The 25,559-nt window shown below is 39.1% G+C and carries 24 protein-coding genes; 15 read left to right on the plus strand and 9 right to left on the minus strand.

Going from position 1 to position 25,559, the window contains the following annotated elements; genetic code table 11:
- Positions 1-141 precede the first annotated feature (141 nt).
- From AAFM34_RS02650 to AAFM34_RS02665, 4 genes are all read right to left on the minus strand, one after another.
- Positions 142-669, minus strand: a complete 528-nt coding sequence (locus tag AAFM34_RS02650) for a GNAT family N-acetyltransferase (protein WP_341659697.1) — start codon at positions 667-669, stop codon at positions 142-144.
- Complete coding sequence (locus AAFM34_RS02655; protein WP_341659699.1) at positions 666-1,898, minus strand: AMP-binding protein; 1,233 nt, start codon at positions 1,896-1,898, stop codon at positions 666-668. The genes AAFM34_RS02650 and AAFM34_RS02655 overlap by 4 nt, the downstream gene beginning before the upstream one ends.
- Positions 1,899-2,102: 204 nt before the next feature.
- Positions 2,103-2,702 carry an aminodeoxychorismate/anthranilate synthase component II gene (locus tag AAFM34_RS02660; RefSeq protein WP_341659701.1) on the minus strand — a complete coding sequence of 200 codons (600 nt, stop codon included), beginning with the start codon at positions 2,700-2,702 and terminating at the stop codon, positions 2,103-2,105.
- A complete protein-coding gene (locus AAFM34_RS02665; RefSeq protein WP_341659703.1) occupies positions 2,687-4,180 on the minus strand; it encodes an anthranilate synthase component I family protein in 1,494 nt (497 codons plus the stop codon). Before AAFM34_RS02665 ends, AAFM34_RS02660 begins: the two co-directional genes overlap by 16 nt.
- A gap of 418 nt (positions 4,181-4,598) precedes the next feature.
- Here AAFM34_RS02665 and AAFM34_RS02670 point away from each other — a divergent pair, with 418 nt between their 5' ends.
- The 4 genes from AAFM34_RS02670 (at position 4,599) to AAFM34_RS02680 (ending at position 7,738) form a co-directional block, all read left to right on the plus strand.
- Entirely contained in the window at positions 4,599-5,822 is a 1,224-nt protein-coding gene (locus tag AAFM34_RS02670; protein WP_341659705.1) for an aromatic amino acid transporter, read from the plus strand.
- A 32-nt stretch (positions 5,823-5,854) separates the two neighbouring features.
- A complete protein-coding gene (locus tag AAFM34_RS20995) occupies positions 5,855-6,298 on the plus strand; it encodes an EamA family transporter (RefSeq protein ID WP_371833245.1) in 444 nt (147 codons plus the stop codon).
- Between the two features lie 77 nt (positions 6,299-6,375).
- Complete coding sequence (locus AAFM34_RS02675; RefSeq protein WP_341659708.1) at positions 6,376-6,699, plus strand: hypothetical protein; 324 nt, start codon at positions 6,376-6,378, stop codon at positions 6,697-6,699.
- A 112-nt stretch (positions 6,700-6,811) separates the two neighbouring features.
- Positions 6,812-7,738, plus strand: coding sequence for an aminotransferase class I/II-fold pyridoxal phosphate-dependent enzyme (locus tag AAFM34_RS02680; RefSeq protein WP_341659784.1), 927 nt, complete (start codon positions 6,812-6,814; stop codon positions 7,736-7,738).
- 107 nt (positions 7,739-7,845) lie between these two features.
- On the opposite strand, the gene AAFM34_RS02685 is transcribed toward AAFM34_RS02680, so the two are convergent.
- Positions 7,846-8,991 (minus strand): Na/Pi symporter, encoded by a 1,146-nt coding sequence (locus AAFM34_RS02685; RefSeq protein ID WP_341659710.1) that lies wholly within the window; start codon positions 8,989-8,991, stop codon positions 7,846-7,848.
- A gap of 359 nt (positions 8,992-9,350) precedes the next feature.
- On the opposite strand from AAFM34_RS02685, the gene nhaR reads away from it, so the two are divergent.
- On the plus strand, positions 9,351-10,244 hold the full coding sequence (nhaR, locus tag AAFM34_RS02690) for a transcriptional activator NhaR (protein ID WP_341659712.1): 894 nt from the start codon (positions 9,351-9,353) through the stop codon (positions 10,242-10,244).
- 119 nt (positions 10,245-10,363) lie between these two features.
- A complete protein-coding gene (locus AAFM34_RS02695; RefSeq protein ID WP_341659714.1) occupies positions 10,364-10,672 on the plus strand; it encodes a metalloregulator ArsR/SmtB family transcription factor in 309 nt (102 codons plus the stop codon).
- Between the two features lie 69 nt (positions 10,673-10,741).
- On the opposite strand, the gene rpsT is transcribed toward AAFM34_RS02695, so the two are convergent.
- Positions 10,742-11,002, minus strand: a complete 261-nt coding sequence (gene rpsT, locus AAFM34_RS02700; protein ID WP_004410238.1) for a 30S ribosomal protein S20 — start codon at positions 11,000-11,002, stop codon at positions 10,742-10,744.
- Positions 11,003-11,262: 260 nt separating this feature from the next.
- Between rpsT and murJ the strand changes: the two genes are divergently transcribed.
- The 6 genes from murJ (at position 11,263) to ispH (ending at position 18,834) form a co-directional block, all read left to right on the plus strand.
- Positions 11,263-12,831, plus strand: coding sequence for a murein biosynthesis integral membrane protein MurJ (gene murJ, locus AAFM34_RS02705; RefSeq protein ID WP_341659719.1), 1,569 nt, complete (start codon positions 11,263-11,265; stop codon positions 12,829-12,831).
- Positions 12,832-12,897: 66 nt separating this feature from the next.
- The gene (gene ribF / locus AAFM34_RS02710) at positions 12,898-13,842 is read left to right on the plus strand and encodes a bifunctional riboflavin kinase/FAD synthetase (RefSeq protein WP_341659721.1); all 945 of its coding nucleotides are present in this window, start codon (positions 12,898-12,900) and stop codon (positions 13,840-13,842) included.
- 55 nt (positions 13,843-13,897) lie between these two features.
- On the plus strand, positions 13,898-16,726 hold the full coding sequence (ileS, locus tag AAFM34_RS02715) for an isoleucine--tRNA ligase (RefSeq protein WP_341659723.1): 2,829 nt from the start codon (positions 13,898-13,900) through the stop codon (positions 16,724-16,726).
- An 80-nt stretch (positions 16,727-16,806) separates the two neighbouring features.
- Positions 16,807-17,319, plus strand: coding sequence for a signal peptidase II (gene lspA / locus AAFM34_RS02720; RefSeq protein WP_341659725.1), 513 nt, complete (start codon positions 16,807-16,809; stop codon positions 17,317-17,319).
- 91 nt (positions 17,320-17,410) lie between these two features.
- Positions 17,411-17,842 (plus strand): FKBP-type peptidyl-prolyl cis-trans isomerase, encoded by a 432-nt coding sequence (fkpB, locus tag AAFM34_RS02725; RefSeq protein WP_341659728.1) that lies wholly within the window; start codon positions 17,411-17,413, stop codon positions 17,840-17,842.
- Positions 17,843-17,868: 26 nt separating this feature from the next.
- Positions 17,869-18,834, plus strand: coding sequence for a 4-hydroxy-3-methylbut-2-enyl diphosphate reductase (gene ispH, locus AAFM34_RS02730; RefSeq protein WP_341659730.1), 966 nt, complete (start codon positions 17,869-17,871; stop codon positions 18,832-18,834).
- An 85-nt stretch (positions 18,835-18,919) separates the two neighbouring features.
- On the opposite strand, the gene AAFM34_RS02735 is transcribed toward ispH, so the two are convergent.
- The gene (locus tag AAFM34_RS02735; protein WP_341659732.1) at positions 18,920-20,398 is read right to left on the minus strand and encodes a carbon starvation protein A; all 1,479 of its coding nucleotides are present in this window, start codon (positions 20,396-20,398) and stop codon (positions 18,920-18,922) included.
- A gap of 218 nt (positions 20,399-20,616) precedes the next feature.
- Between AAFM34_RS02735 and AAFM34_RS02740 the strand changes: the two genes are divergently transcribed.
- Entirely contained in the window at positions 20,617-20,958 is a 342-nt protein-coding gene (locus AAFM34_RS02740; RefSeq protein ID WP_341659734.1) for a DUF2799 domain-containing protein, read from the plus strand.
- A gap of 74 nt (positions 20,959-21,032) precedes the next feature.
- Here AAFM34_RS02740 and murQ read toward each other — a convergent pair whose 3' ends face one another.
- Both murQ and AAFM34_RS02750 read right to left on the minus strand, forming a co-directional pair.
- Positions 21,033-21,962 (minus strand): N-acetylmuramic acid 6-phosphate etherase, encoded by a 930-nt coding sequence (gene murQ, locus AAFM34_RS02745; protein WP_341659736.1) that lies wholly within the window; start codon positions 21,960-21,962, stop codon positions 21,033-21,035.
- A gap of 24 nt (positions 21,963-21,986) precedes the next feature.
- The gene (locus AAFM34_RS02750; RefSeq protein ID WP_341659738.1) at positions 21,987-23,096 is read right to left on the minus strand and encodes an anhydro-N-acetylmuramic acid kinase; all 1,110 of its coding nucleotides are present in this window, start codon (positions 23,094-23,096) and stop codon (positions 21,987-21,989) included.
- 266 nt (positions 23,097-23,362) lie between these two features.
- Between AAFM34_RS02750 and nagZ the strand changes: the two genes are divergently transcribed.
- Both nagZ and AAFM34_RS02760 read left to right on the plus strand, forming a co-directional pair.
- On the plus strand, positions 23,363-24,358 hold the full coding sequence (gene nagZ / locus AAFM34_RS02755; protein WP_341659740.1) for a beta-N-acetylhexosaminidase: 996 nt from the start codon (positions 23,363-23,365) through the stop codon (positions 24,356-24,358).
- Positions 24,359-24,480: 122 nt separating this feature from the next.
- On the plus strand, positions 24,481-25,554 hold the full coding sequence (locus tag AAFM34_RS02760) for a 3-deoxy-7-phosphoheptulonate synthase (protein WP_341659742.1): 1,074 nt from the start codon (positions 24,481-24,483) through the stop codon (positions 25,552-25,554).
- Positions 25,555-25,559 lie beyond the last annotated feature (5 nt).

The following is a 25,559-nucleotide window of genomic DNA, read 5'->3' on the forward strand; positions in this document are numbered from 1 at the left end:
TTGTGACGAGTGTAATGAAATATTTGTTCCATCATCAATTTATAGACTTCACTGTCGACAGGTTTGGACATTATATTATTCCAAAAAACACCATTCTTAATATGTTGCCATTCACGTGAAATAGCGTTATCAAGACGTTTTTTAAAATCTGACATTGTTTAGATCCTTTAATTTAATATTTATTAGTGAGTAGGTTTTATTTGTCTCATGGCCAATATTATAACCAATAGTTTTAGCACCTATTGTGTGGTATAGAGGAACCATACGTGGTGAACACAGGGCAATTAAGTTCTGATGGGTAGTATTGGAAAAAATCCAATTAAAGCAATGCGATAATGACTCATGCATAATTCCTTTACCTCTAGCTTTTTTATCAATTACAAGTCTGTTTACTTCTAAAGTCTTAAGGGGTGAAGAAACGAACCTCATGATATCTAGCTGCCTTTCTCCCATTGTGATTCCGTGACCTAGAGGAGTAAAGCGTACGCTTCCGACTAATTGCCCCTGATAGTGAAAAGCAAAAGAGTAAGAGAACTCATCTCTAATTAATTCCCAATACCTAAAGTTTGCTTCGTTAGCAGGATTAAAACCAATATAGTTATCTCGCCATTTTCTCAATTTTTCATAGTCTTGGTGATTATTATTTATAGGTTTGGCAACAAGGTTCATATATTGTTGAGCCTTTCCATTAAATCATGAGCACTCAATTCTGCATCTGGCTCTGAAACTTCATCTGCTAGACGGCTGTCTATTAATCTTGCGGCCTTCCATTTAATCCAACCACCAAGGTTTACATGTTCAGATAAGTCATCTACGATCATTATCGTACTATTACAGCCTAAAGATTTTAGAATACGTAGGCTTGTTTCTGTTATTAACGACCGTCGTTCATTTGAAGATAAGCCAGGTATTTCTAACTTGGCTATAATGGAGTCTTGGTCATTGCTATTGGTAAGAACTATTTGGTAACCAAGGCAGTTATGAATATCTTTTATAAGACTCGATTCTATTTGTGCAGCTGTAAAGTAGCTATTATTTAATTTAACGGAATCTTTTACTCTACCAACTACTTCAATTTCATATTTTTCAAAAAGGGGTTTATCGGTTTTAGACCTAATTGATACGATATCGCCAGTACGATAGCGGATGAGTGGTTTTAGTCCGTCAACCAAGCAAGTTACTACCAGTTCACCTTCTCCAGTTTCACCGAGGTATTTCCCTGTAATTGGATCTATTAATTCAATAATATAGTTGGGTAAATGTGGGCGCAACTTGCCATTTGGTGTACATGATGCTATGACAAAAGCTTCTTGAGAACCGTACAAACTATTATAAACTTTTGCCCCCCATATACTCTCAAGATTTTCGGCGAGTTCTGGAGTACACAGCTCACCACTCAGCATGAAAGCTTTAATTTTGAAGTCTCTTTTTGGATCCAATCCACGTTTAATCGCTTCTTTAGCCAAAGTCATAACTTGCCCTGGTGAAGTAGCTATAATTTCAATATTCAAATCACGTATGAGATTGAGGCACTTGTCAAAACCGATGATAGGTGAACCTGGCCAAATTTTGGCGTGACAAATTCCAATATTGGAAGCAATAGAACCCAATGTGTCACTAAAAGAATGAACTTCAGTTGGTCCAAGAATACCTAAAATCGGCTTATGGTTAGCAGGGAAAATAGCCTTAATCATGTCCTCGTATGCATACTGTAATTGTAGATTACTGGCATAGCTTTCGTTTATATCTCTAGGACATGGGGTTGCTGGACCTGTCGTTCCTGTAGTTTCATAGTAGTATAGACCGTCATTTAAAGAGCCCGACAAAATCTTCAGCATTTGTTCACGTAGGTCATCTTTAGTTGTGAATGGTAATTGGTGTAGATTATCTAAAGTCATTTTTGATGAATCAATATGACTTAGGTGTTTACTCTAAAATGGGGAGTTTTTTTGTACATGTTTAATAACTCTTCTGAGCTGTTCCTCTTTCCAATTTATAAGTTTGCTTTCCGTAATTCTTAAGTCTCTATAGGCTAAAGAAATTGGCTCATAATGATTTTTGAATTTATTAAAACTATTATTGTTAGAGTAATTAAACATTTTTTAATCCTTATTATAGTTGGTGTAAGTTTTTATGAAGTTTCTTATCAAATCTAAGCCATTATCAGTACCAATGCTTTCTGGATGAAATTGTATAGACTCTACGGGGAAATAGTTATGTCTTAATCCCATAATGTAACTATCATCATCTGAATAAGATGTAGGTGCCATTTGTTTCGGTATATTTTTATTTGCTACGACAATAGAGTGATAACGCATAACTTTAAAGTTGCTTTCGTCTATGGATGAGAAACATCCTTTACCGTCGTGTTTAACTATACTTGTTTTTCCATGTACCAGATTATTAGCATATTCAATAGTACAACCATAATATAAAGCGATAGCTTGATGCCCCAAACATACACCAAGTACAGGTAATCTCCCTGCATTTTTATCTAGAATACTATTGTAACCAGATTGCATAGGGTGCCCAGGACCCGGACCCAATACAATTATGTCATTATGAAGTGGATCAATGAGGGCTAATAATTTTGGGTCATCATTTCTTAGTACAGTTACGTTACAATCTAACTGTTCAAAATATGCTGCCAATATATGAACAAAACTATCATAGGCATCAACTATTATTACTCTACATGGCATGATATTTCCTCTCCGGTAATGGCTTTGAACATAGAACCCATTTTGTGAAGAGTTTCCAAATATTCAGAGTTTTCCTCGGAGTCTGAAACAACTCCTGCAGATGCTCTAAGAGTATAAACTTGATTTTCTTCAGTAGCTGTTCGGATGCAAAGTGCTGTATTTATATAATTACTTTTCATTCCAAGGATGCCTAGAGCTCCTGCATATCTACCTCTCTCACTATCTTCTAATTTGGAAATAATCTCCATAGCTCTTACTTTGGGAGCACCTGTCATAGTGCCTGCTGGGAATGATGCGACAATAGCATCATACTTATCAGTGTCCTGCTTCAAAGTTGCAGTAGCTGTTGATACCATATGATATACGTGAGAATACTCTTCGATATCTAATAAAGACGAAACATTTAGTGAATTAGTATTACAGAACCGATATATATCATTACGGCATAAATCAACTAGCATCATATGCTCAGCGACTTCTTTTATATCTGACTGTAAATGTTTTTTTGCACTAGTGATATTAACTCCTTTCTTTTTACCTAATGTACCTGCAATCGGACGCATTAATATTTCATTTTCTGTATTGATTCTTAAAAATAACTCAGGACTTGCCCCAATTATTGTTTCACCACCAATGCTACATAAATACATATATGGTGATGGATTCAATTGTCGTAGTCTTCTGTATACATCAATTGGTGTAATTTCCGCTTTTACTTGGATCTTGTGCCCTATCTGAACCTGATAAATATCACCTATATTTATATGATGTAATGCTTTTCTAACTTTTTTAAAATATCCATCACGTTTTGTTTCTTGGGCTATACTAAATTTTTTAGTTTTAATCTGCTCTTTTTCATCTAAATTATCAAAGTTCGAAGCTTTTTTTATTAAACTATTAACACAAACATCCCTAACGCCGGGTAGTGTATAGTTTATAAGTTCTGCTTTATTTTCTTCAATAACTAATTGTGATTGATAGAGAATCAAAGTTACATCATTTTTATCATTTTTATCATTATTAATAGCCTGCGGAATTGTTTCAATATAGTGAATAGTTTCATAGGAAAAGCAGCAAAAAGTCAAGATTCCATACTTATCTTTAGGTACTTGGATAAAGTTTTTTTCAAGATCCTTTAAAAATTCCCAAACCAGATTTTTATCTTTAAGCTGATAAAATGATATATCACAAGATGATTCTATAAGTGATGCTATATCATCATGTATCTTAATTTTATGTAAAAATTCGGTGTTGCTTTGTATAGTAACGACTCTATCTTTTATATTAATAGTGAACACAGGGTTTATGCCAATCATAGAAACTCTAGAATCTACGGAGTTTATGCCGAGAGACTCTAAAAGCATCAATTCATCAGTATCAAAACTTTCTAGTAATGATTGGTAGATTGTAAAAGCGTTTTCTCTGAGATCAGCTCCTCTAAGCGGGACATCAGTTGTTGTTGTTTTAATCTCTATCATAGTTTGTAAATCATCCTATACAGTTTGTAATGATGTAACGGTGCATCATTACAAATGGATTTTCAATCGATTTTTTAAGTGTATTACGGAGATTTTCATTGTTATGTTTATGTTTCATAATTACAAAAATCAATTATATTATTAAATTAAAATAATAATAAAGTGATTTATTTTAATGGAATTTAAATTTAATAATTTAAATTCCATTAAAATTAAGCTACATATTAAAAAGTGGCTTTTTTGTGATCTATATCGGTAATTTGTTTGTTATCTGTGGGTCAGATATAAATAATGTTTTATAGTAATGACTTTTTAGGTAATATGATGATTTCAATAAAATCATTACTATAATGTCAATTATTGTATCGATTAATATTTAACTTCGCTGTAAAGTTTTAAATACTGAGAATTATATCCTATGAATAAAACTAATTCCTCACCATCTATTTGGGGTGGTGCGTGTATTATCGCAACCGTATGCGTTGGTGCTGGTATGCTGGGCTTACCAACTGCAGGAGCTGGAGGTTGGTTCTTTTGGTCAATCTTAATAATGAGTGCAACGATGATAATTATGACATTGTCTGGTGCTATGTTATTAGAGTCTTTGAAAGGATTTCCATCAAAAGCTTCATACAGTACCATTACTAAAGATATCCTAGGCAAAAATGTTAGTTTCATTAATAATGTTTCTGTATATTTTGTTGGATTTATAATTTTATATGCTTACATAACCTCAATAGGACTCTTGCTCGGTGATATATTCGAGGTTAATGAGAAGTTATTATCATTCCTATCAGTTTTTTTTCTTTCATTTTTTGTTTGGCGTTCCACTAGAGCGGTTGATAGAGCATCAGTGCTGCTAGTTATTTTTATGTTTTTAAGTTTTATTATCTTAACTTATGATTTATTTTTCAGTATAAATTCAGATATATTGATGGATTATAAAAATAAGGATGATAACTATGCTATAAAGTCTTTAATTCTTTTCCCTGTAGCATTGACATCGTTTGGCTATCATCATTCTGTATCAACAATGAGAAATTATTATGGAAGTGAGAAAAAGGCTGTAAAAGCAATATCACTTGGAACTCTTATTGCTTTGTCTTTTTATATTGTTTGGATATTTTGTATATTTGGTAATATTCCTAGGGAGGGTTTTATTCCAATAATAAATAATGGTGGTAATGTTGATTTTTTAATTTCATCCTTATCAAATAGAGTAGGTGGTGATATTATAGAAAAAGCAAGCTTTTCTTTTTCATTAGCTGCAATAATATCATCTTTTATTGGCGTTGGATTAGGGCTTTTCGATTTCATCTCAGATTTTTTCAAATTTGAAGATAATAAAAGTGGTAGAACGAAATCATGGTTTATAACATTTATTCCTCCACTAATTTTTTCTATTATATTCCCATTCGGCTTTGTAACTGCTATTGGTTATGCAGGCGCTATTGCTACTATATGGACTTGTATTATCCCCGCTATTTTGGTTATTAAAACTAGAAGATCCTCAAAAATCACGGAAGGCTTTAGAGTGCCAGGAGGTACATTTATTGCTTTGACGGTTATGGTTTTTGGATTCTTCATAGCAATTAGCCATTATCTAAATATGATGAATATTTTACCCAATTTAACAAGTTAATTTAATAAAATGGAACAAAAAAATTTGGAGTAATTCTAGGTATTTCTACTTATGTGTTTCTTGGTCTTGCTCCTATTTACTTTAAGATTTTTGATGGTGTAGACTCTAGCCTAATAATTTCATATAGAGTGATTTTTTCATTCTTTTCTATTCTGCCATTTTTTTATATTTATAGATTAAAAAAAACGGATGTGAAAAAATTAGATAGATTTAAAATTTTTTTTCTAATGATTACAGGGTTGCTTAATGGAGCTAATTGGTGGGTTTATGTTTGGGCTATAGATAATAACATGACAATTGAGGCAAGTTTAGGATATTATATATCACCAATATTGTCTATATTTTTGGCTAGTATAATATTAAAAGAAAAAACATCTAATCTACAAAAAATATCAATATTTATTGTTATATTTTCTATTAGTACGACATTTTTTCTTTGGATGAGATTCCTTGGGTTTCAATTATATTATCGATGACATATAGTTTTTATGGAATTATAAGGAAAATTATTAAAGTAAATGCTATTGAGGGTTTTTATATTGAGGTGATATTCATGTTACCTATTGCATTAACATACTTTACTCTAAATTTAGAGACTTCTTTAAATGTCATCATAAATGATAATTTGATAATTCTATCTGGTTTGGTTACAAGCATACCACTCATATGTATGGGCTATGCGATTAAAATGATAGATTATACAACTTTAAGTGCTCTTCAGTATATTGGCCCCACCGTAATATTCTTTGTTGCTATTTTTATATTCGATGAGCCTATATCAATTAATGATATTATTGTTTTCTCAGGTATTTGGTTTGGAATTATGTTGTTTTTATTTGATTCATATAAAAAATCGATTTTAAGGATTTGTAAATGATAATCTTATCAAAAGTAATGATAGTTATATTCCCCAAAATTATGAGATAGATTGCAATCTTGGTATTAACCCACATGGTTCACCAATTAATTCTAGCTCATTTAATATAGAGATTAATGATCTTAAAAAATATTATAGTAGTGAGAATTTAGATTTAGTTAAATATAAAATAGGTCAGATGTATTCCATTAGTCCAAAATGTGTATTTCTCGAAAATGGATCAATGGCTTTATTGTCTAATATATTTCATAAAATTGCCACAAAGAATAATAAAGTAATGCTTGGTATTGGGCCTCAGTTTTATGATGTAGTAACGGAGTGGGAAGTTTCAGGAGGTGAATATATTCCTAGTGAAAATTTTGAAGACCTTTTGAATAATATCTCATTATATCCAGAATCTTTAATATATATTGATAATCCAAATAATCCTACAGGGTATATTTATGATAGAGAAGAACTTATATCGGTATTGGAAAAATGTAAAGAAAATAAAAGTATACTCGTTGTAGATGAAGCATATGGAGATTACTTAGATGACTCTGAGTCAATGATTAAATTAACAGAAACCTTTAATAACCTTATCGTAGTTAGAAGCTTTTCAAAAGGCCTTGGTCTAGCTTCAATACGCTTGGGCTATGCTATTGTTAATAGTGATCTTATACCTTTATTTAACAGTTCAATAATTCCATTTTGTGTACCTATTTCATCGCTAAAGATTGCATCTATTGCATTAGATTCAGTCGATAATTTCTTGAGAGACTCAGTTAATAGGACTATTCAAACCAAAGAAAAAATATTATGTGCAATCAGGGAGTGTGGTATTGAGGTATTTCCTACCAGTAAAAAGACACCAATATTTTTGGTAAAGTGTAAAGATGTTGATGCAGAAAAATATTTTAGAAATTTAGGTATTAAAGTGACTCCAGCTAAAGGTTTTAAAAAGACTTATAAGTATATTGACAATCAATTTTGTCGTATTAGGATACCAAACAATGGTCATAACCTTGATGAATTTATAAGACGGATTAAACTCAATTAAGTATATATTCCATTATGTTTTTTTAGATCGCATAACCCCCGCAAATTAATTTTGCGGGGGTAGGGTAAAATAATACTTTTGAAATTTGAGTTAAAGATTAATTTATGTTACGCACTGAGTGCTAGGATAGTGCCAGGTAAGACTAGGAACACAGCTAAGAGGTAGCCAGCGACAACCGCTTTATTTTTTACCGCCATGTCTGAGATGATATCTGCAGCTTTAACAGGTAGCTCTCTAAGTACTGGAATACCAAAAATAAATAGGGTTGCTAGTATATTAAATGATAGGTGCACTAGAGCTATTTGAAGTGCAAACACAGCGAATTCACCTGATACAGCCGTTGCCGCTAACAATGCTGTAATGCATGTACCTATGTTGGCACCTAAAGTAAAGGGATAAACATCTCTCACTTTTAATACGCCAGAGCCAACTAAAGGCACCATTAAGCTTGTGGTTGTTGAAGAAGACTGTACTAATACTGTAACTACTGATCCAGATAAGATGCCATGGATTGGGCCGCGACCAATTGCGCTTTTGAGGATCTCACGAGCACGCCCAACCATCAGGCTTTTCATCAATTTACCCATCACGGTAATCGCTACAAAAATGGTTGCGATACCGATAGCTATAAGCATCACACCGCCCATTGTATCGCCAAAGGTACTCAATGGTTCTTTGAGTGCTCCGACAACGGGTTTAGTAATAGGCTTGATGAAGTTTAGCCCCTTAATACTCATGTCACCTGTCGCCAGAAATGGTGAAACTAGCCAATGAGAAACTTTTTCTAAAATACCAAACATCATTTCTAGAGGTAGGAAAATAGCCACAGCTAACAAGTTGAAGAAATCATGAATCGTGGCACTGGCAAAAGCACGTTTGAATTCATCTTTATCGCTAATGTGTCCCAGAGAAACGAGAGTATTGGTTACAGTTGTACCTATATTCGCTCCCATGATCATTGGGATAGCAGTCTCAACAGGTAAGCCACCTGCAACAAGCCCTACAATAATAGAAGTGACGGTACTTGAAGATTGGATGAGAGCTGTAGCAACTAAACCTATCATCAAGCCAGCAATTGGATGTGAAGCAAATTCAAATAAAACCTTCGCTTGATCGCCTGTTGCCCATTTAAAACCACTACCAACCATAGATACTGCTAAAAGAAATAGGTACAGCATGAATGCCAAGTTAGCCCAGCGCAACCATCGAGTTGTACTCGACATAGGTGCTGCTGTTGTAATAGCTTGGTTCATAAATTTTCTCCGTGGACCAGAATCATTGTTACGGTCAATTATTAAAACTGTTGGCGATAGTAGAGGTTAATTATGTCATTAATATTACAGTTATATGTTGCGGTGATTTTTTGCTTATTAAGAAGCTCTAATGGTTTTTAGTTTTTGATTTTATTGATTATTTATATTTAAACTTTCTCTGGTTAGAATTTAAAAACAAAGTTTTGTGATGCAGGTTACTCAGAATTGTCATTCTACATGAAGTAAAATTCGCCTTAATCATGCTTATTGATGCTTTTATTTCGGTTTTTTCGAATACTTGTTGTCATAAACTGGTTTTGCTATAACCGATAACAATATTGAAAGCACAGAGAGAGATGATGTCGCACTTAAATTACAATCACCTTTATTACTTTTGGATGGTATGTAACCAAGGCTCAGTGACAAAAGCAGCTGATGCTCTGTTCCTTACTCCCCAAACCGTAACAGGGCAGATAAAGGCATTGGAAGAGCGTATGGGAGGTAAACTAACTAAACGTAGTGGTCGAGGTATTGAGCCTACTGAGCTAGGGCAACTGGTTTTTAAATATGCTGAGCGTATGTTTGGTCTTAGCTACGAGATGCTGGATATCGTTAATTACAGCCAGCGAGCCAATATGTTGTTTGATGTTGGGGTTGCGGATGCTCTATCTAAACGTCTGGTGAGCAAGGTCCTCATGACAGCTGTTCCACCAGATAATAGCATTCACTTGCGCTGTTTTGAATCAACCCATGAAATGCTTCTTGAGCAGCTATCTCAACATAAACTCGATATGATTTTGTCTGATTGCCCCGTTGATTCAAGTCAGCTCCCTGGCTTATACAGTAAAAAGCTTGGGGAATGTCATATGGGTTTTTTCTCTAATGGCGATACAGGGCAGCTAACATTTCCAGCGGTACTAGAAAAGAAAAAACTGTTGATACCTGGCAGCCGAACGGCAATGGGGAGAAAAGTATTGCAGTGGTTTGATTATCAGGGGTTGCAGCCTAATATTCTAGGAGAGTTTGATGATGCAGCTTTGATGAAGTCTTTCTCCCGCTATCACTCCGATGTAATTCTGTTGGCTCCTTCTCTTTACATATCGGAAGTTGAAAATGATCTACCCTTGCAACTGATAGAGCATGTTAAAGAGCTCAAAGAAGAGTATTACGTTATTTTTGCAGAACGTATGATTCAACACCCTGCGGTTAAGAATGTATGTGACGCTGATTTTACCGATTTGTTCGAGTACTAATATTTTTGGTTGTCACAAATAGATTACTTGATGCAAATAGATTAGTATCAGCTTTGTTAATGTATCAATATGTAAATGACAGGCTCGAGTTGTTATGTTGTCTTAAGAGGTGCTAGCCGATGAATTTAAAAGAAATGGAAAAGAATTCTGCCAAAGCGGTGGTACTACTTAAAGCCATGGCAAATGAAAGACGCCTGCAAATTTTATGCTTATTGCATAATCAAGAACTTTCTGTTGGCGAGTTATGTAGTCAGTTAGAGTTAAGCCAATCGGCATTATCGCAGCATTTAGCATGGTTACGTCGTGATGGTTTAGTGAACACTCGCAAAGAGGCACAAACCGTGTTTTACACGTTAAGTAGTGAAGAAGTTAAGTCTATGATTCATCTTCTTCATAACCTATATTGCGCAGAGACAGCAGAGGTATAAACTTAGCTTTCCAGAATATAAAAAAACCGGCCTAGGCCGGTTTTTTTCGCTAAAGGAATCAGAGTCAAATTAAAGAGCTTTGATTGCAGCAGCGAAACGAGACTTGTGGCGAGCAGCTTTATTCTTATGAATAAGGCCTTTAGTTGCCATACGGTCTAGGATTGGTGTAACTGTAGCAAAAGCTTCAGTTGCAGCAGCTTTGTCGCCTGCTTCGATAGCAGCAACAGTTTTCTTCATGTAAGTGCGCATCATTGAACGACGGCTAGCATTGTGCTGGCGACGTTTCTCAGCTTGGATAGCGCGCTTCTTAGCAGATTTACTATTTGCCAAGGGTCTAACTCCCAAAAACTTAAGTTCGGTGACAATTTAAGGGCGAGGAATATCCCCCATTTGCACTTAAATGTCAAATGATTTGTGCAAAAACCAATCGAAGCCAAACAAATTTTGGATTAGAGGGGTCTTCACGGTTAAGATGGCGGGGATTCTATCAGTATTTTTTTTTCATTGCTAATACTAATCTACTCTAGCACTGACATTCCTGTTGTAGAGTAGAGCTCAATTATCAGTATTACATGACTTTCGAGGTGGCTGTGAGTAAACGTCTACTCCAATCAGGACTAATTGTTAGTGCTATGACTTTTATCTCTCGCGTGCTTGGGCTAGTGCGCGATGTTGTTGTGGCGAATTTAATGGGAGCTGGCGCAAGTGCGGATGTGTTCTTTTTTGCCAATAAAATCCCCAACTTTCTGCGTCGTTTATTTGCCGAGGGCGCTTTCTCCCAAGCCTTTGTGCCCGTCCTGACGGAATATCATGCAACGGGTGATATGGATAAAACACGTCAATTAATCGCGAGAGCAGCGGGTACTTTAGGTGTTCTAGTGTCTATCGTCACCGTCTTAGGCGTTTTATGCTCAGGCGCCGTTACCGCTTTATTTGGCTTTGGTTGGTTTCTTGATTGGGTTAATGGTGGCCCTTCTGCCGGAAAATTTGAGTTGGCGAGCTTTATGCTCAAGATTACTTTTCCTTATCTGTGGTTTATCACCTTTGTTGCTCTATCTGGTGCGATATTAAATACCTTGGGAAAATTTGCCGTCTCTTCATTTACGCCTGTTTTCCTCAATGTAATGATCATTTTATCGGCTTGGTATATATCGCCAAGGATATCTCAGCCTGAGGTAGGTTTGGCAATTGGCGTGTTTTTGGGCGGTTTGGTTCAATTTTTATTCCAAATTCCTTTTTTGGTCAAAGCTGGAGTGTTTGTTAAACCTGCTTGGGGATGGAAGGACCCTGGAGTAGTTAAAATTCGGACACTAATGATCCCCGCTTTATTTGGTGTGTCTGTTAGTCAGATTAATTTGTTGTTTGATACCTTTATTGCCAGCTTCTTGCAAACGGGTTCAATTAGTTGGCTTTATTATTCAGATCGCTTACTTGAATTCCCTTTAGGCTTGTTTGGTATCGCTATTGCTACCGTCATTTTACCTGCTTTGTCACGAAAGCACGTAGATTCTCATAGTGTTGGCTTTTCTCAGACTATGGATTGGGGAGTTCGCATGGTCGTCTTGCTCGGTGTTCCAGCCACTTTAGGTTTGATGGTGCTAGCTAAGCCTATGCTAATGGTTCTTTTTATGCGTGGGGAGTTTAGCCCTGCGGACGTTGAACGAGCCTCCATGTCTTTGATGGCTTATGCCTCTGGTCTGCTTAACTTTATGCTGATTAAGGTTCTCGCTCCGGGTTACTATTCGCGCCAAGATACCAAAACGCCTGTTAAGTACGGAATTATCGCCATGGTAACCAATATGGTGTTTAACGCTATATTCGCTTGGTTCTATGGGTATGTTGGTCTAGCCATCGCAACAGCATTATCTGCTTTGGTGAATATGTCATTGTTATATAGAGGTCTCCACCTAGCCGAAGTATATCAATTGACTCGACGAACTATGGTTTTCATTGTCAAATCGATCCTTGCTGGTGGTTTGATGGCTGGCGCTATTTTATGGCAACTAGAAGATATATCCGTCTGGTTAAATTGGAGCTTATCTAATCGAGTTATTTGGCTATTCCTTTTGATCGGCGGAGGCGCTGCGGTTTATGTAATTTCGCTTTTGATTATGGGTATACGTTTAAAAGATTTAAAAGCCGCGACACAGCAAGGATGATTAGTATATAATCTGTCGGTTTCACGTAGTATTAAATTTGAAGCTAATAGGACTTAGACGCGCTGAATGGAATTGATTCGAGGTATCCACAATATCAAAGCACATCATGCGGGGTGTGTTCTGACGATAGGTAACTTTGATGGAGTACATCTTGGCCATCAGGTTGTTTTAAATAAACTATCTGATAAGGCAAAAGAAATCGGTTTGCCCTCGACCGTCATGACCTTTGAACCGCAGCCATTGGAGCTGTTTGCTAAAGATAAAGCGCCAGCTCGATTAACTCGTTTGAGAGATAAGTTTACTCAATTAAATAAACTCGATATTAGCCGCCTGCTGTGTGTCAATTTCAACCATGGTTTTGCTAATCAAACTGCCCAAGACTTTATTAGTGACTTGTTGGTAAGGCGATTGGGTGTTAAGTTTCTGGTCGTTGGAGATGATTTTTGCTTTGGTCGAGAGCGGCAAGGTAACTTTGCAATGTTACAAGCAGCCGGGAAGGAACATGGTTTCGAGGTGGTGAATACCCATAGCTTTTGTCTGCAGCAACTGCGTATCAGTAGTACGGCAATACGAGAAGCCTTAGCGAGTGATAACCTACCACTCACTTCAAAGATGCTGGGGCGAAATTACAGCATCAGTGGTAGAGTTGCTCATGGTAGAAAGTTAGGCAGAACCATAGGTTTTCCTACCGCGAATATTCCACTTAAACGTTGCGTCTCACCAGTCGCAGGAGTGTATACCGTTCATGTTCTTGGTCTAGATGAGCGACCGATAGGTGGCGTTGCAAATATAGGCACTCGGCCAACGGTGAATGGTATTCGCCAGCAATTAGAAGTTCATTTATTTGACTTTGATGCAGATTTATACGGGAAACAGCTTGAGATCGTCTTGTTAAATAAAATTCGAGATGAGCAAAAATTTGAGTCTTTTGACTTACTAAAACAACAAATTAAATTGGATGCTGATGCAGCAAGGGTGTGGCTGCGTCAGTATAAAGACCAAGCGGTTTAGTTCGCTGCTTGGCATAATGTCTAACTGTCACCCAACACAACGGAATTAAGAATCGATGAGTGAGTATAAAGATACCCTGAACCTTCCTGAAACAGGGTTTCCAATGCGTGGCAATCTGGCTAATCGTGAGCCAGAAATGCTTAAGCGTTGGTATAAAGAAGACCTTTACGGAGAAATCCGTAAGGCGAAGAAAGGCAAAAAATCTTTCGTTCTACACGATGGTCCTCCATACGCGAATGGTGACATTCATATTGGCCACGCACTAAATAAGATTCTTAAAGACATTATTATTAAATCCAAAACACTTTCTGGTTTTGATGCACCGTACATTCCGGGTTGGGATTGTCATGGCCTACCAATCGAACTAATGGTAGAAAAAAAGAAAGGTAAACCGGGACAAAAGATCTCTTCTGCTGAATTTCGTGAAGAGTGCCGTAAGTATGCCGCTGGTCAAGTTGAGGGCCAAAAAGAGAGCTTTAAGCGCCTTGGTATTATGGGTGAGTGGGATAAACCATACCGCACTATGGATTTTGCTACAGAAGCCAATATCATTCGTGCACTCGGTAAGATTGCCGATAATGGCCACCTTCTAAAAGGTTTTAAACCTGTCCATTGGTGTACGGACTGTGGTAGTGCACTGGCTGAAGCAGAAGTCGAGTATAAAGATAAAGTATCCCCATCTATCGATGTTCGCTTTAAAGCCAGTGATGAGGCGGCTTTACTGTCTAAGTTCTCGTTGACGGAAGGTCATGAAGGCCACGGTAATATTTCCATCGTTATTTGGACCACAACACCTTGGACACTGCCTGCAAACCGAGCAGTATGTCTGCGTGATGACCTTGAATACGTATTAGTTCAAGTGGAAGGGGAAAACCCTGAGCGTATTATCGTTGCGTCTGAGCTGGCTAAAGATGTGATGGATCGCGTTGGTGTTGAGCATTATCACAACCTCGGTTTTGCTAAAGGGAGTGATCTTGAACTGTCTAAGTTTGATCACCCGTTTTACGACTTTAGCGTGCCTGCTATCCTTGGCGATCATGTCACCACTGAATCTGGTACAGGTGTGGTTCATACCGCCCCAGGTCATGGCCAAGAAGACTTCGCGGTGGGTAACAAATATGATTTAGAAGTAGCAAACCCTGTTGGCTCTAATGGTGTTTACCTACCAGATACTGAGCGGTTTGCTGGTCAACATGTGTTTAAAGCAAATGATGCTGTTGTTGAAACGCTAAAAGAAAAAGGCGCGTTACTTCATCACCATGCTTATGAACATAGCTATCCGCATTGTTGGCGCCATAAAACCCCTATTATTTTCCGCGCCACACCGCAGTGGTTTGTGTCTATGGATCAAGCTGGGCTGCGTAGCAAAGCGCTTGAATCTATCAAAGGCGTTGAATGGATGCCTGAATGGGGGCAAAGCCGTATTGAGGGGATGATTGAAGGCCGTCCTGAATGGTGTATCTCTCGTCAACGTACTTGGGGTGTGCCAATAGCACTGTTTGTTCATAAAGAAACGGCTGAATTGCATCCAAATACATCAGAGTTGATTGAACAAATTGCTAAGCTAGTTGAACAAAAAGGTATCCAAGCATGGTGGGATCTGGAAGTTTCAGACTTACTAGGTGATGATGCAGCCAAGTACGAAAAAGTGCTGGATACACTTGATGTATGGTTTGATTCAGGTGTGACTCACTATTCTGTTGTTGATGCTCGTGAAGAATACAAGGGTCATAGTGCAGACTTATACCTTGAAGGTTCTGACCAACACAGAGGTTGGTTCCAGTCGTCGCTCATTTCATCGATAGCGATGAAGGGCGAAGCGCCATACAAACAAGTCCTAACTCATGGATTTGTGGTTGATGGTCAAGGCCGCAAGATGTCTAAATCTATTGGTAATGTTGTTGCTCCGAAAGATGTGACTAACAAGCTCGGTGCGGATATTTTGCGCTTATGGGTAGCGTCAACAGATTATACTGGCGAAGTGGCCGTTTCTGATGAGATTTTAAAACGCAGCGCTGATGCTTATCGCCGCATTCGTAACACTGCTCGATTCTTCTTGGCCAATCTTAGTGGCTTTAATCCTGAAACGGATATTGTTGCAGCAGAAGACATGGTGGCGTTAGATCGCTGGGCTGTTGGACGTGCACTTGCAGCTCAAGAAGAAATCATTAAAGCTTACGATGAGTACAATACTCATGGGGTAACACAGCGATTAATGCAATTCTGCTCGATCGAAATGGGTTCTTTCTACCTTGATATCATTAAAGATCGTCAGTACACGGCTAAACGTGGTGGGCATGCCCAGCGTAGTTGTCAAACAGCACTTTACTATATTGTTGAAGCTCTGGTCCGTTGGATGGCGCCAATTATGTCATTTACTGCAGACGAAATTTGGAATGAGATGCCAGGTGAACGTGACAAATTTGTTTTCACAGGTGAATGGTTCGATGGTTTGTTTGGTCTTGCCGATGGTGAAGCACTAAATAATGAATTTTGGTCTGACATTCAGACTATTAGAGGCTCAGTAAATAAACTGCTAGAAGCTGCTCGAAATGACAAAACTATAGGTAGTGCATTGCAGGCTTCAGTGATTTTATACGCTGATGATGCTATTGCAGAAAAAGTAAATAAGCTGGCCAACGAATTGCGTTTTGTGTTGCTCACTTCAGCAGCGCTTGTAAGACCTATCAGTGAGAAATCGGATGCAGCACAGGCTACCGATATTGAGGGGCTATTTGTTGAGGTGTCAGTGGTAGATGCAGATAAATGTGATCGTTGCTGGCATCATTCACCTGATGTAGGCAGTATTGATGGTCATGAAAAAATCTGTGGTCGCTGCGTATCTAACGTGGAAGGAGAGGGTGAAGTGCGTAAGTTCGCTTAACAAGCGAATGTTAGCTTCATTCGGAACTTTTTAGTCAATCGATAGCCCCAGTCTTTACTGGGGCTAGTTTTAGGAATGGTATGAACGAACAAGCATTAACTCTTAAGAATTCTGGAGTGCGCTGGCTGTGGGTTGCCATGGTTATTTTTCTTATCGACATTGGTATTAAACTCGTAGTCATGGACACCATGGGTTATGGCTGGGCTAATCGTATCGAGGTGTTACCTTTTTTTAATTTACTCTATGTCCATAACTATGGGGCTGCATTTAGTTTTTTAAGTGATCAAGCAGGTTGGCAACGCTGGTTATTTACAGGTATTGCCTTTGGGGTCACGGGTCTACTAACCTACTGGATGAGTAAACTTTCAGCTAAAGAGAAATGGAACAACATTGCTTACGCCCTAATCATTGGCGGAGCAGTCGGTAATGTATTTGATCGCGTTGTACATGGTTTTGTGGTTGACTACTTGGACTTCTTCTGGGGAAGTTATCATTGGCCAGCGTTCAACCTTGCCGATAGTGCAATTTGTATTGGTGCTGTGATGATTATTCTGGATGGCTTCCGTAATAAGAAAGGCCAAGAGATTGGTTAAATTTACGCTTACTTTTGGTAACAAAGTGATGCGTTTATGCTTGAGCTCTCTGTAAATTGAGAACTCTAAATAGTATCAAGGAAATAATATTGTGACGACTATTGTCCAACAATCTGCAGTGACCCTGCATTTTACGATCAAACTTCAAGATGGTTCTGTCGCTGATAGTACCTATAACATGGGCAAACCAGCTAAGTTCGTTATGGGTGATGGCAGTCTGAGTGAAAACTTTGAACAATGTTTGTTAGGTTTGAAGGTTGGGGAGCAAAAAACTGTTGAGCTGCAAGCTAAAGATGCATTTGGCGCTCCAAACCCTGATAATGTCCACTATATGGACCGAGCTAAGTTTGTCGGTGACGCAGAAGTGGAAATCGGAACAGTTATGGCATTTTCCGGCCCTGATGGCGTGGAAATACCGGGAATCATTACTGAAATCGCAGGTGATTCAGTAACGGTAGACTTTAATCATCCTCTTGCTGGTCAAGATGTGACTTTTGAAGTTGAAATTTTGTCAGTAGAATAATGAACTGAAGTAACAATAGACTCATTATGAGCAATGAAATGAAAATTCTTTTAGCTAACCCACGTGGTTTTTGTGCAGGTGTCGATCGTGCAATAAGTATTGTCGAGCGTGCATTGGAGCTCTATCAGCCACCGATTTATGTCCGTCATGAAGTCGTTCACAACCGATTTGTTGTGGAAGGGCTGAAGCAAAGAGGCGCTGTTTTTGTTGAAGAGTTACGCGAAGTTCCAGATGATAATATCGTGATTTTTTCTGCTCATGGTGTTTCGCAAGCAGTTCGAAAGGAAGCTAAAGAGAGAGATTTAACGGTTTTTGATGCAACTTGCCCACTAGTCACCAAAGTCCATATGGAGGTTGCGCGCGCGAGCCGTAAGCATATGGAAGTTGTCTTGATTGGCCATGCTGGACATCCTGAAGTCGAAGGAACTATGGGACAATACGCAAGCGATCAGGGTGGTATATATTTGGTTGAAACACCAGCAGATGTTATTGGACTTGTCGACAAAGTTAAAGACCCTACTCACTTGCATTATGTGAGCCAAACAACCTTGTCCGTTGACGAAACTGCGGATGTGATTGAAGAGCTTCGTCGGGTTTTTCCACATATCCAAGGCCCTCGCAAAGACGATATTTGCTACGCAACCCAAAACCGCCAAGATGCCGTGCGAGATATGGCAGTCGATGTTGATGTTGTGATTGTCGTAGGGTCGAAAAACTCATCTAACTCTACTCGATTAAAGGAATTGGCTGAAAAGTTGGGTACTCCTGGCTATTTGACCGATTGTCCTGAAGATATCGAGCCTGAATGGTTAGAAGGCAAAGTAAAAGTCGGTGTTACCGCTGGAGCCTCTGCACCTGAAGAGCTTGTGAACAAGATCCTCGAACGAATTCAAGACTTGATTGGAACCCGGACGGTAGAAGAAGTACAAGGTAGAGAAGAAAATATGTTCTTCGAAGTACCGAAAGAGCTACAAATCAAACAAGTTGATTAGTCTGGCTTGTCGCTCTTACTGTGCTTTTTCCAGTCATGAGTATTACTTACATATTTAAAGGCTCCCAAGGAGCCTTTTTTATCGACTATGCTAGCTTTTCGGTTTCAGTATCGCTTTGTTCACCTTCATCTTGTTGAGTCTGTTTTGGAAGCTTGGTGATATAAAGAGTTGTCATAACTGAACAGATAAGACCAACGGCGGTTGATATGTCTATAGCAAGACCCAATCCAAGAGTGCTGCTATTGAGAATAAAACTGATCACAACCGTTGTCATAAAGATCGCGGGAATCGTGGTTACCCAATGGAGTTTATTTTGGCGAACTAAGTAAGCTGATGCTGTCCATAGCATCATCACTGCCGTGGTTTGATTCGCGAATCCAAAATATCGCCAAATGATCCCAAAATCGATTTGGGTCAGTATGCCACCGATAATAAAGAGTGGGGCAGCTATTATCAGTCGGTTAGTGAGTGTTTTCTGCTCCATGTTGAAGTATTCAGCTAATATCAGACGACTTGAACGAAAGGCAGTATCTCCTGAGGTAATTGGCAAAATGACCACTCCCAAAAAAGCCATGACGCCACCAAATACCCCTAGTAAGCCCAAAGACGCACTATAGACAACGTTTCCGGGTCCTCCGGTACTTACCGCTTGTGATAGAGCCTCTAAATTGTCGAAGAAGGACAGAGCAAGTGCGCACCAAATAAGGGCAATGACTCCTTCACCAATCATCGCGCCATAAAAGACAAATCGTCCATTGCGCTCATTCTCCATACAGCGAGCCATGAGTGGTGATTGAGTCGCATGGAAGCCAGATATAGCACCACAAGCAATAGTAATAAATAATGCTGGCCATAGAGGCATATCGTTTGGATTTAGATTGGTAAACATGTCTTTGACTTGAAAGCTCCCCATTAGCGTGTGTTCACTTGATAGTGTAACTGCACTGATTAAACCAATAGACATGAAAAGGAGTAATGCACCAAACAGTGGGTAAAACCGACCGATTATTTTATCTACAGGGACGAGGGTAGCGACAATATAATAAATAAAGATAGCGATGACAGTTGTTGTCATGCTAACCGATAGGTTAGTTTGGTCGTTGATAAGATTAGTGATCATGCCAGCAGGGGCTGAAACGAATACAACACCAACCAGTAGCAGTAAGACAATCGCAAAAATATTCATAAAGTGTTTGGCGCTTTTGCCTAGGTATTTCCCAGTAATTGTCGGTATAGATGCCCCGCCATTGCGTACTGACAACATACCAGAGAAATAGTCGTGTACAGCGCCCGCAAAAATACAGCCAATGACTATCCACAGCATGGCTGCAGGGCCATATAAAGCACCCATTATTGGGCCAAAAATAGGGCCTACGCCTGCGATATTGAGTAACTGAACTAGATAAACCTTTTTAGTTGACATGGGCACATAATCAACTCCGTCAGGTTTACTGTGTGCTGGAGTTTGACGTTCTACGTTAATACGAAAAATTTTTTCGATAAATGTTCCATAGAGGAAGTAGCCTCCAACGAGTGCTGCAACACAGCTTAAAAACCAAATCATGACACTTGCTCCACAGTGATAAGTAAGTTATGAGTCGATATAATACATATCCATGTCATTAGGTTCTGTTAGCTCGGTTATTGTTCTTAACAAATCCGTTTTTATTACTTTGTTTAGGATCTAGAAAGTTGAGTAATAGAGGTGTTGACGCAAACGGCGGCAATTGACATTATCCCTTGGCATCCGTTAGGTACTTGATAGACAAACTAGGAAACATTGTGAAAAAACTAACCCTTCTCATTATGCTAACTACGCTATTTGCTTGCGCAGTCACTACAGAGCAGCTTGCCCAACAAGGTGATTGGTACACGATAGGTTATCAAGATGGTATTCGAGGTAATAATCAGCGTTCCATAAGCGAGCTTGCTAAACTAGGAAGTACAAAGCATAGTGACTATGAACAAGGTTATATGGTTGGATTAGAAGAGTTTTGCAATCCAAATCATGCCTACCAAATAGGACTTACAGGTCAGCACTATGATGGTGTCTGTGAAGGAAGTGATGATGCGCAAAAGTTTCGCATGGAATGGCAGCGTGGCTGGAATGAGTATTCCAATTAACTCATTTAAAATTGAACCTGTTACATCGCCAATATTACCAAGTGCCTAATTTAAAGTTAGGCGCATTATTTATGTTAACTCCCGCTTGTTTGTTCAATGACAGCTTTCCTCAAGTAACCATGTTGAAGGCTTAGCTGTTCTTTAGCTGACTCTTTGTCTAGACCAGTTAATATCATCAAAATAGCGAGTTTAACGTCGTAGTCGGTTTTTTTTAGCGTGTCTTGGGCTTGTTGCTGATTACAATCGGTTGCCTGTATGACAATGCGTGTGGCTCTTGCAACCAGCTTAGCGTTAGTCGCTTTCACATCGACCATTAAATTTTGGTAGCTTTTGCCTAAGCGTATCATGCTTGCTGTTGTCAACATATTGAGTACGAGTTTTTGTGCCGTTCCTGATTTTAGTCGAGTGGAGCCGGTTAATGCTTCTGGTCCAACAACAGGGCATATCGCGATATTGGCAATATTGGCAATCGGAGATTGTGGATTACAAGATAATGCAATGCTTGTTGCGCCTACCTTATTGGCGTAGTCTAGCCCGCCAATGACATATGGAGTGCGCCCGCTAGCCGCGATGCCAACTAGTACATCTTGATGGGAAAGTTTAATACCTTTTAAATCTTGCTCCCCTAGCGATGGTGAATCCTCTGCTCCTTCTTGAGCTTTTAATATTGCTTCTTTACCACCAGCAATTAATCCAACCACCATATCATCAGAAACGCCAAAGGTTGGGGGGCACTCAGAGGCATCTAATATACCTAAACGACCACTTGTTCCAGCGCCCATATATATCAGTCGGCCACCAATTTTAAAGGCGTCAGTGATTTTATCGACGGCTTGTGCTATCTCTGGTAGAACTTTTTCGACAGCGAGAGGTACTAGCTTATCTTGCTGGTTAATACGCTCAACAATGTCCAATGATGAGAGGGTATCAATGTCCATGGTATCTGGATTACGACCTTCTGATATCAAATGAGAAAGTGCGTTAATCAATGCGTCGTTTGTCATGATCTTCCTTACATATAACTAGAACTAATCGGCAAAATATACGACACCAAGAGAAGCCAAGCGACTTGCCCCCGTGACTTGTGGTATGTTGCTCGGTAGGTTATGCATGCGGCGATAGGCAAGCCAAGCAAACGCCATCGCTTCAATATTTTGACTATCAATTCCCTCCGATTCTGTTGATTCAACCGACCAGAGCGGTAAAAGCGCCTTCAATCGTTTCATTAATAAAGGGTTCTTAGCTCCACCGCCACAGACTAGGAGTCTTTGCCGACTATTGTTATCGTATCTTTTAACTTCATTGCAAATGGTTTGAGCTGTATATTCGCATAAAGTTCTTTGTACATCTTCAGCTGAGCATGAGTATTTTTCTAATACCTTGCCTAGCCATGTCAGATTAAACAGCTCACGCCCGGTACTCTTGGGAGATGGTTTTGTCAGATAAGGTTCGGCTAGCAGCTCATCTAATAAAGGAGTGTGCACACTCCCTTGCAAGGCAAAAACAGCATCCTTGTCATAAGGCAAATCTTTATGTTTCGCACACCAAGCATCCATTAGTAGATTGCCAGGGCCCGTATCATAACCGAGCACCGATTGCTCTGGGCTCAGTACAGAAATGTTGGCAATGCCGCCGATATTCAGCACCACAGTGGTGAATTCTTGTGAGCGAAATAGAGCGTCATGAAAGGCTGGGACCAATGGCGCGCCTTGACCTCCCAGTGCTATATCTTTGCGTCTAAAGTCTGCTACGGTAGTAATTCCTGTTCTCGCAGCAATGATATTGGCATCACCCAGCTGTATGGTAAATGGCGTTTTCCCTGTAGGCTGGTGAAAAACCGTTTGACCATGATTACCAATGGCAGTAACTCTTTCTTTGTCCACTCCCGTTTCTTTTAGGAGCGCCAGAACGGACTCAGCATAGAGGTGACCTAGTTGATTATCTAATTTGCCGAGTTTGGTTAGATCTGTACTCTGGCCAAGGGATACACTTAAGACGTGTTGCTTGATTACATCCGGATATTCAAAGCTTTTAGCCTCTATTAATTCTACTTTGCCATCAGATATTTCTGTTAACACAACATCGATGCCATCTAGGCTGGTCCCAGACATAATGCCAATGTATTGCTCTTTTTTCATTGAACACTGTTTTCCTAAAATGTCTCCTAGTACATAGTATGCGATGATATAGCACGAAAAAGCGATAGATAAGGCATTATTTAATGACTTATGGGAACTTATTATCAATAGCTTAGGAGCGAGGTGCCTGATCAATTCAATTTGGGATTTGAAAAATGAGATACCAAAACAAAGCTTCTGCCGATACTATCAAAGTCTTGTTATTATCTTTGTATCTCAGCAAGGATAATACTTCGATAATTATTTAAATAATGAGGGCAAACTGTATGGGACCTTTGTGGCTTGATATAGAAGGGTGTGAACTGACGGCGGAAGATAAAGAGATTCTTCAACACCCGACAGTGGGAGGAGTCATACTCTTTTCTCGAAATTATTTTGATAATGAGCAGCTGATAGCACTAAATCAGTCCATCCGTATTGCTGCTAAGAGGCCTATTTTAATTGGTGTCGATCAGGAAGGGGGAAGAGTACAGCGTTTTAAACAGGGCTTTTCTAAAATTCCAGCAGCAGAACAATACGCTAAGCAGCACCAAGGTGAAAAGCTAGCTGAGTTAGGTGGGTGGCTCATGGCCGCTGAATTGATTGCTCATGATATCGATCTTAGTTTTGCCCCGGTTCTCGATAAAGGTCACCAATCAAAAGCGATCGGCAGTCGTTCTTTTGGTGAAAGTATTGATTCCATAGTTCGTCATAGTAGTGCGTTTATGCGTGGAATGAAGTCTGTTGGAATGTCGACAACAGGGAAGCATTTTCCAGGTCATGGTGGCGTAACAGAAGACTCTCATCTTGAAACGCCTCATGATTATCGAGAGTCAATATTTGAGCAGGACATGGCAATTTTTGATGCTCAGATAAAAAACAATTTACTTGATGCAATGATGCCAGCTCATGTCATTTTTCCTCATTTTGATCCGAATCCAGCGAGTGGATCTGAATATTGGCTACAGAAGGTATTAAGAGAACGGTTAGGTTTTAAAGGTATTGTTTTTTCTGATGATTTGACGATGGAAGGTGCGGCAGTCATGGGCAGTGTTGCTGAGCGTGCGCAAAAATCATTAGCCGCCGGCTGTGACATGGTGCTTGTTTGCAACCAACGTGATGCTCAAGTTGAGGTGCTAGACAATTTGCCAATAAGCCAAGTTCCACAGGCTATCGGCTTGGTAAAGAAACAATCGTTTAAACTTGACGAACTTTATCGTAGTCAAGAGTGGAAAGATGCATCAGAAGCGATCAAACACATTACCAGTCATGAATGTATATGATTATTTACACTGTTTTTTTTGATTTACACCTTGAGTTTTAATTAAAGCCTGATATGGTGTTTCTACCCTGCTTAGCAGGAGTGAGGTGAATTGGTGTAAATATAAATGTACGAAGTGTGGTTATGCAAAAAAGTGAATTGAGCAATATAAATATTACCGAAGAGCAGGTGCTTATCACTCCTGAGGAACTTAAAGCAAAGTTGCCGTTAAGTGAAAAGGCTCGCCATTTTATTCAACAGTCTCGGCAGACAATATCGGACATTATTCATAAAAAAGATCATCGTTTGTTGGTTGTCTGTGGACCATGCTCAATTCATGATATTGATGCAGCCAAAGATTATGCTAGACGCTTGAAAGCACTTTCTGAGCAATTAAATGATCAAATTTATCTTGTGATGCGAGTCTACTTTGAAAAGCCTCGAACCACTGTGGGGTGGAAAGGATTAATTAATGATCCTCAACTTGATGGATCATTTGATATAGAGCAAGGATTACACGTTGGCCGAAGGTTATTGGTGGATTTGGCTGAAATGGAAATCCCTCTTGCTACTGAAGCTCTCGATCCTATAAGCCCTCAGTATCTCGCTGATACTTTTAGCTGGGCCGCAATTGGCGCGAGAACAACAGAATCTCAAACTCACCGTGAAATGGCTAGTGGTCTATCAATGCCAATCGGATTTAAAAATGGTACAGACGGTAGTTTATCTACAGCAATAAATGCTATGCAAGCGGCGTCTTCCAGCCATAGATTCATGGGGATCAGTCGTGAAGGGCAAGTGGCATTGTTAACAACTCAAGGAAATTCTGATGGTCATGTGATTTTGCGTGGCGGAAAGCAGACCAACTATGATTCAGTATCTGTTACAGAGTGCGAGTTGGAGATGGATAAAGCAGGACTATCTCCATCCTTAATGGTTGATTGCAGTCACGCGAACTCTCGTAAAGACTTCCGTCGCCAGCCACTGGTTGCTGAAGACGTGATTCATCAAATCCGTGAAGGTAATAAATCTATCATAGGTTTGATGATTGAAAGCCACATAAATGAAGGTAATCAAGCTTCAGATATTCCATTCAATCAAATGAAATATGGAGTCTCAATTACCGATGCTTGTATTAATTGGGGCGAGACTGAGGCACTATTGCGTCGAGCACATAGTGAACTGGTCCCATTTTTAGAGCAGCGACTTAAAGGTTAGTGAGA

Origin of the sequence: Vibrio sp., assembly GCF_038138445.1 — a bacterium.
In the GTDB taxonomy this organism is placed as follows: Bacteria; Pseudomonadota; Gammaproteobacteria; order Enterobacterales; family Vibrionaceae; genus Vibrio.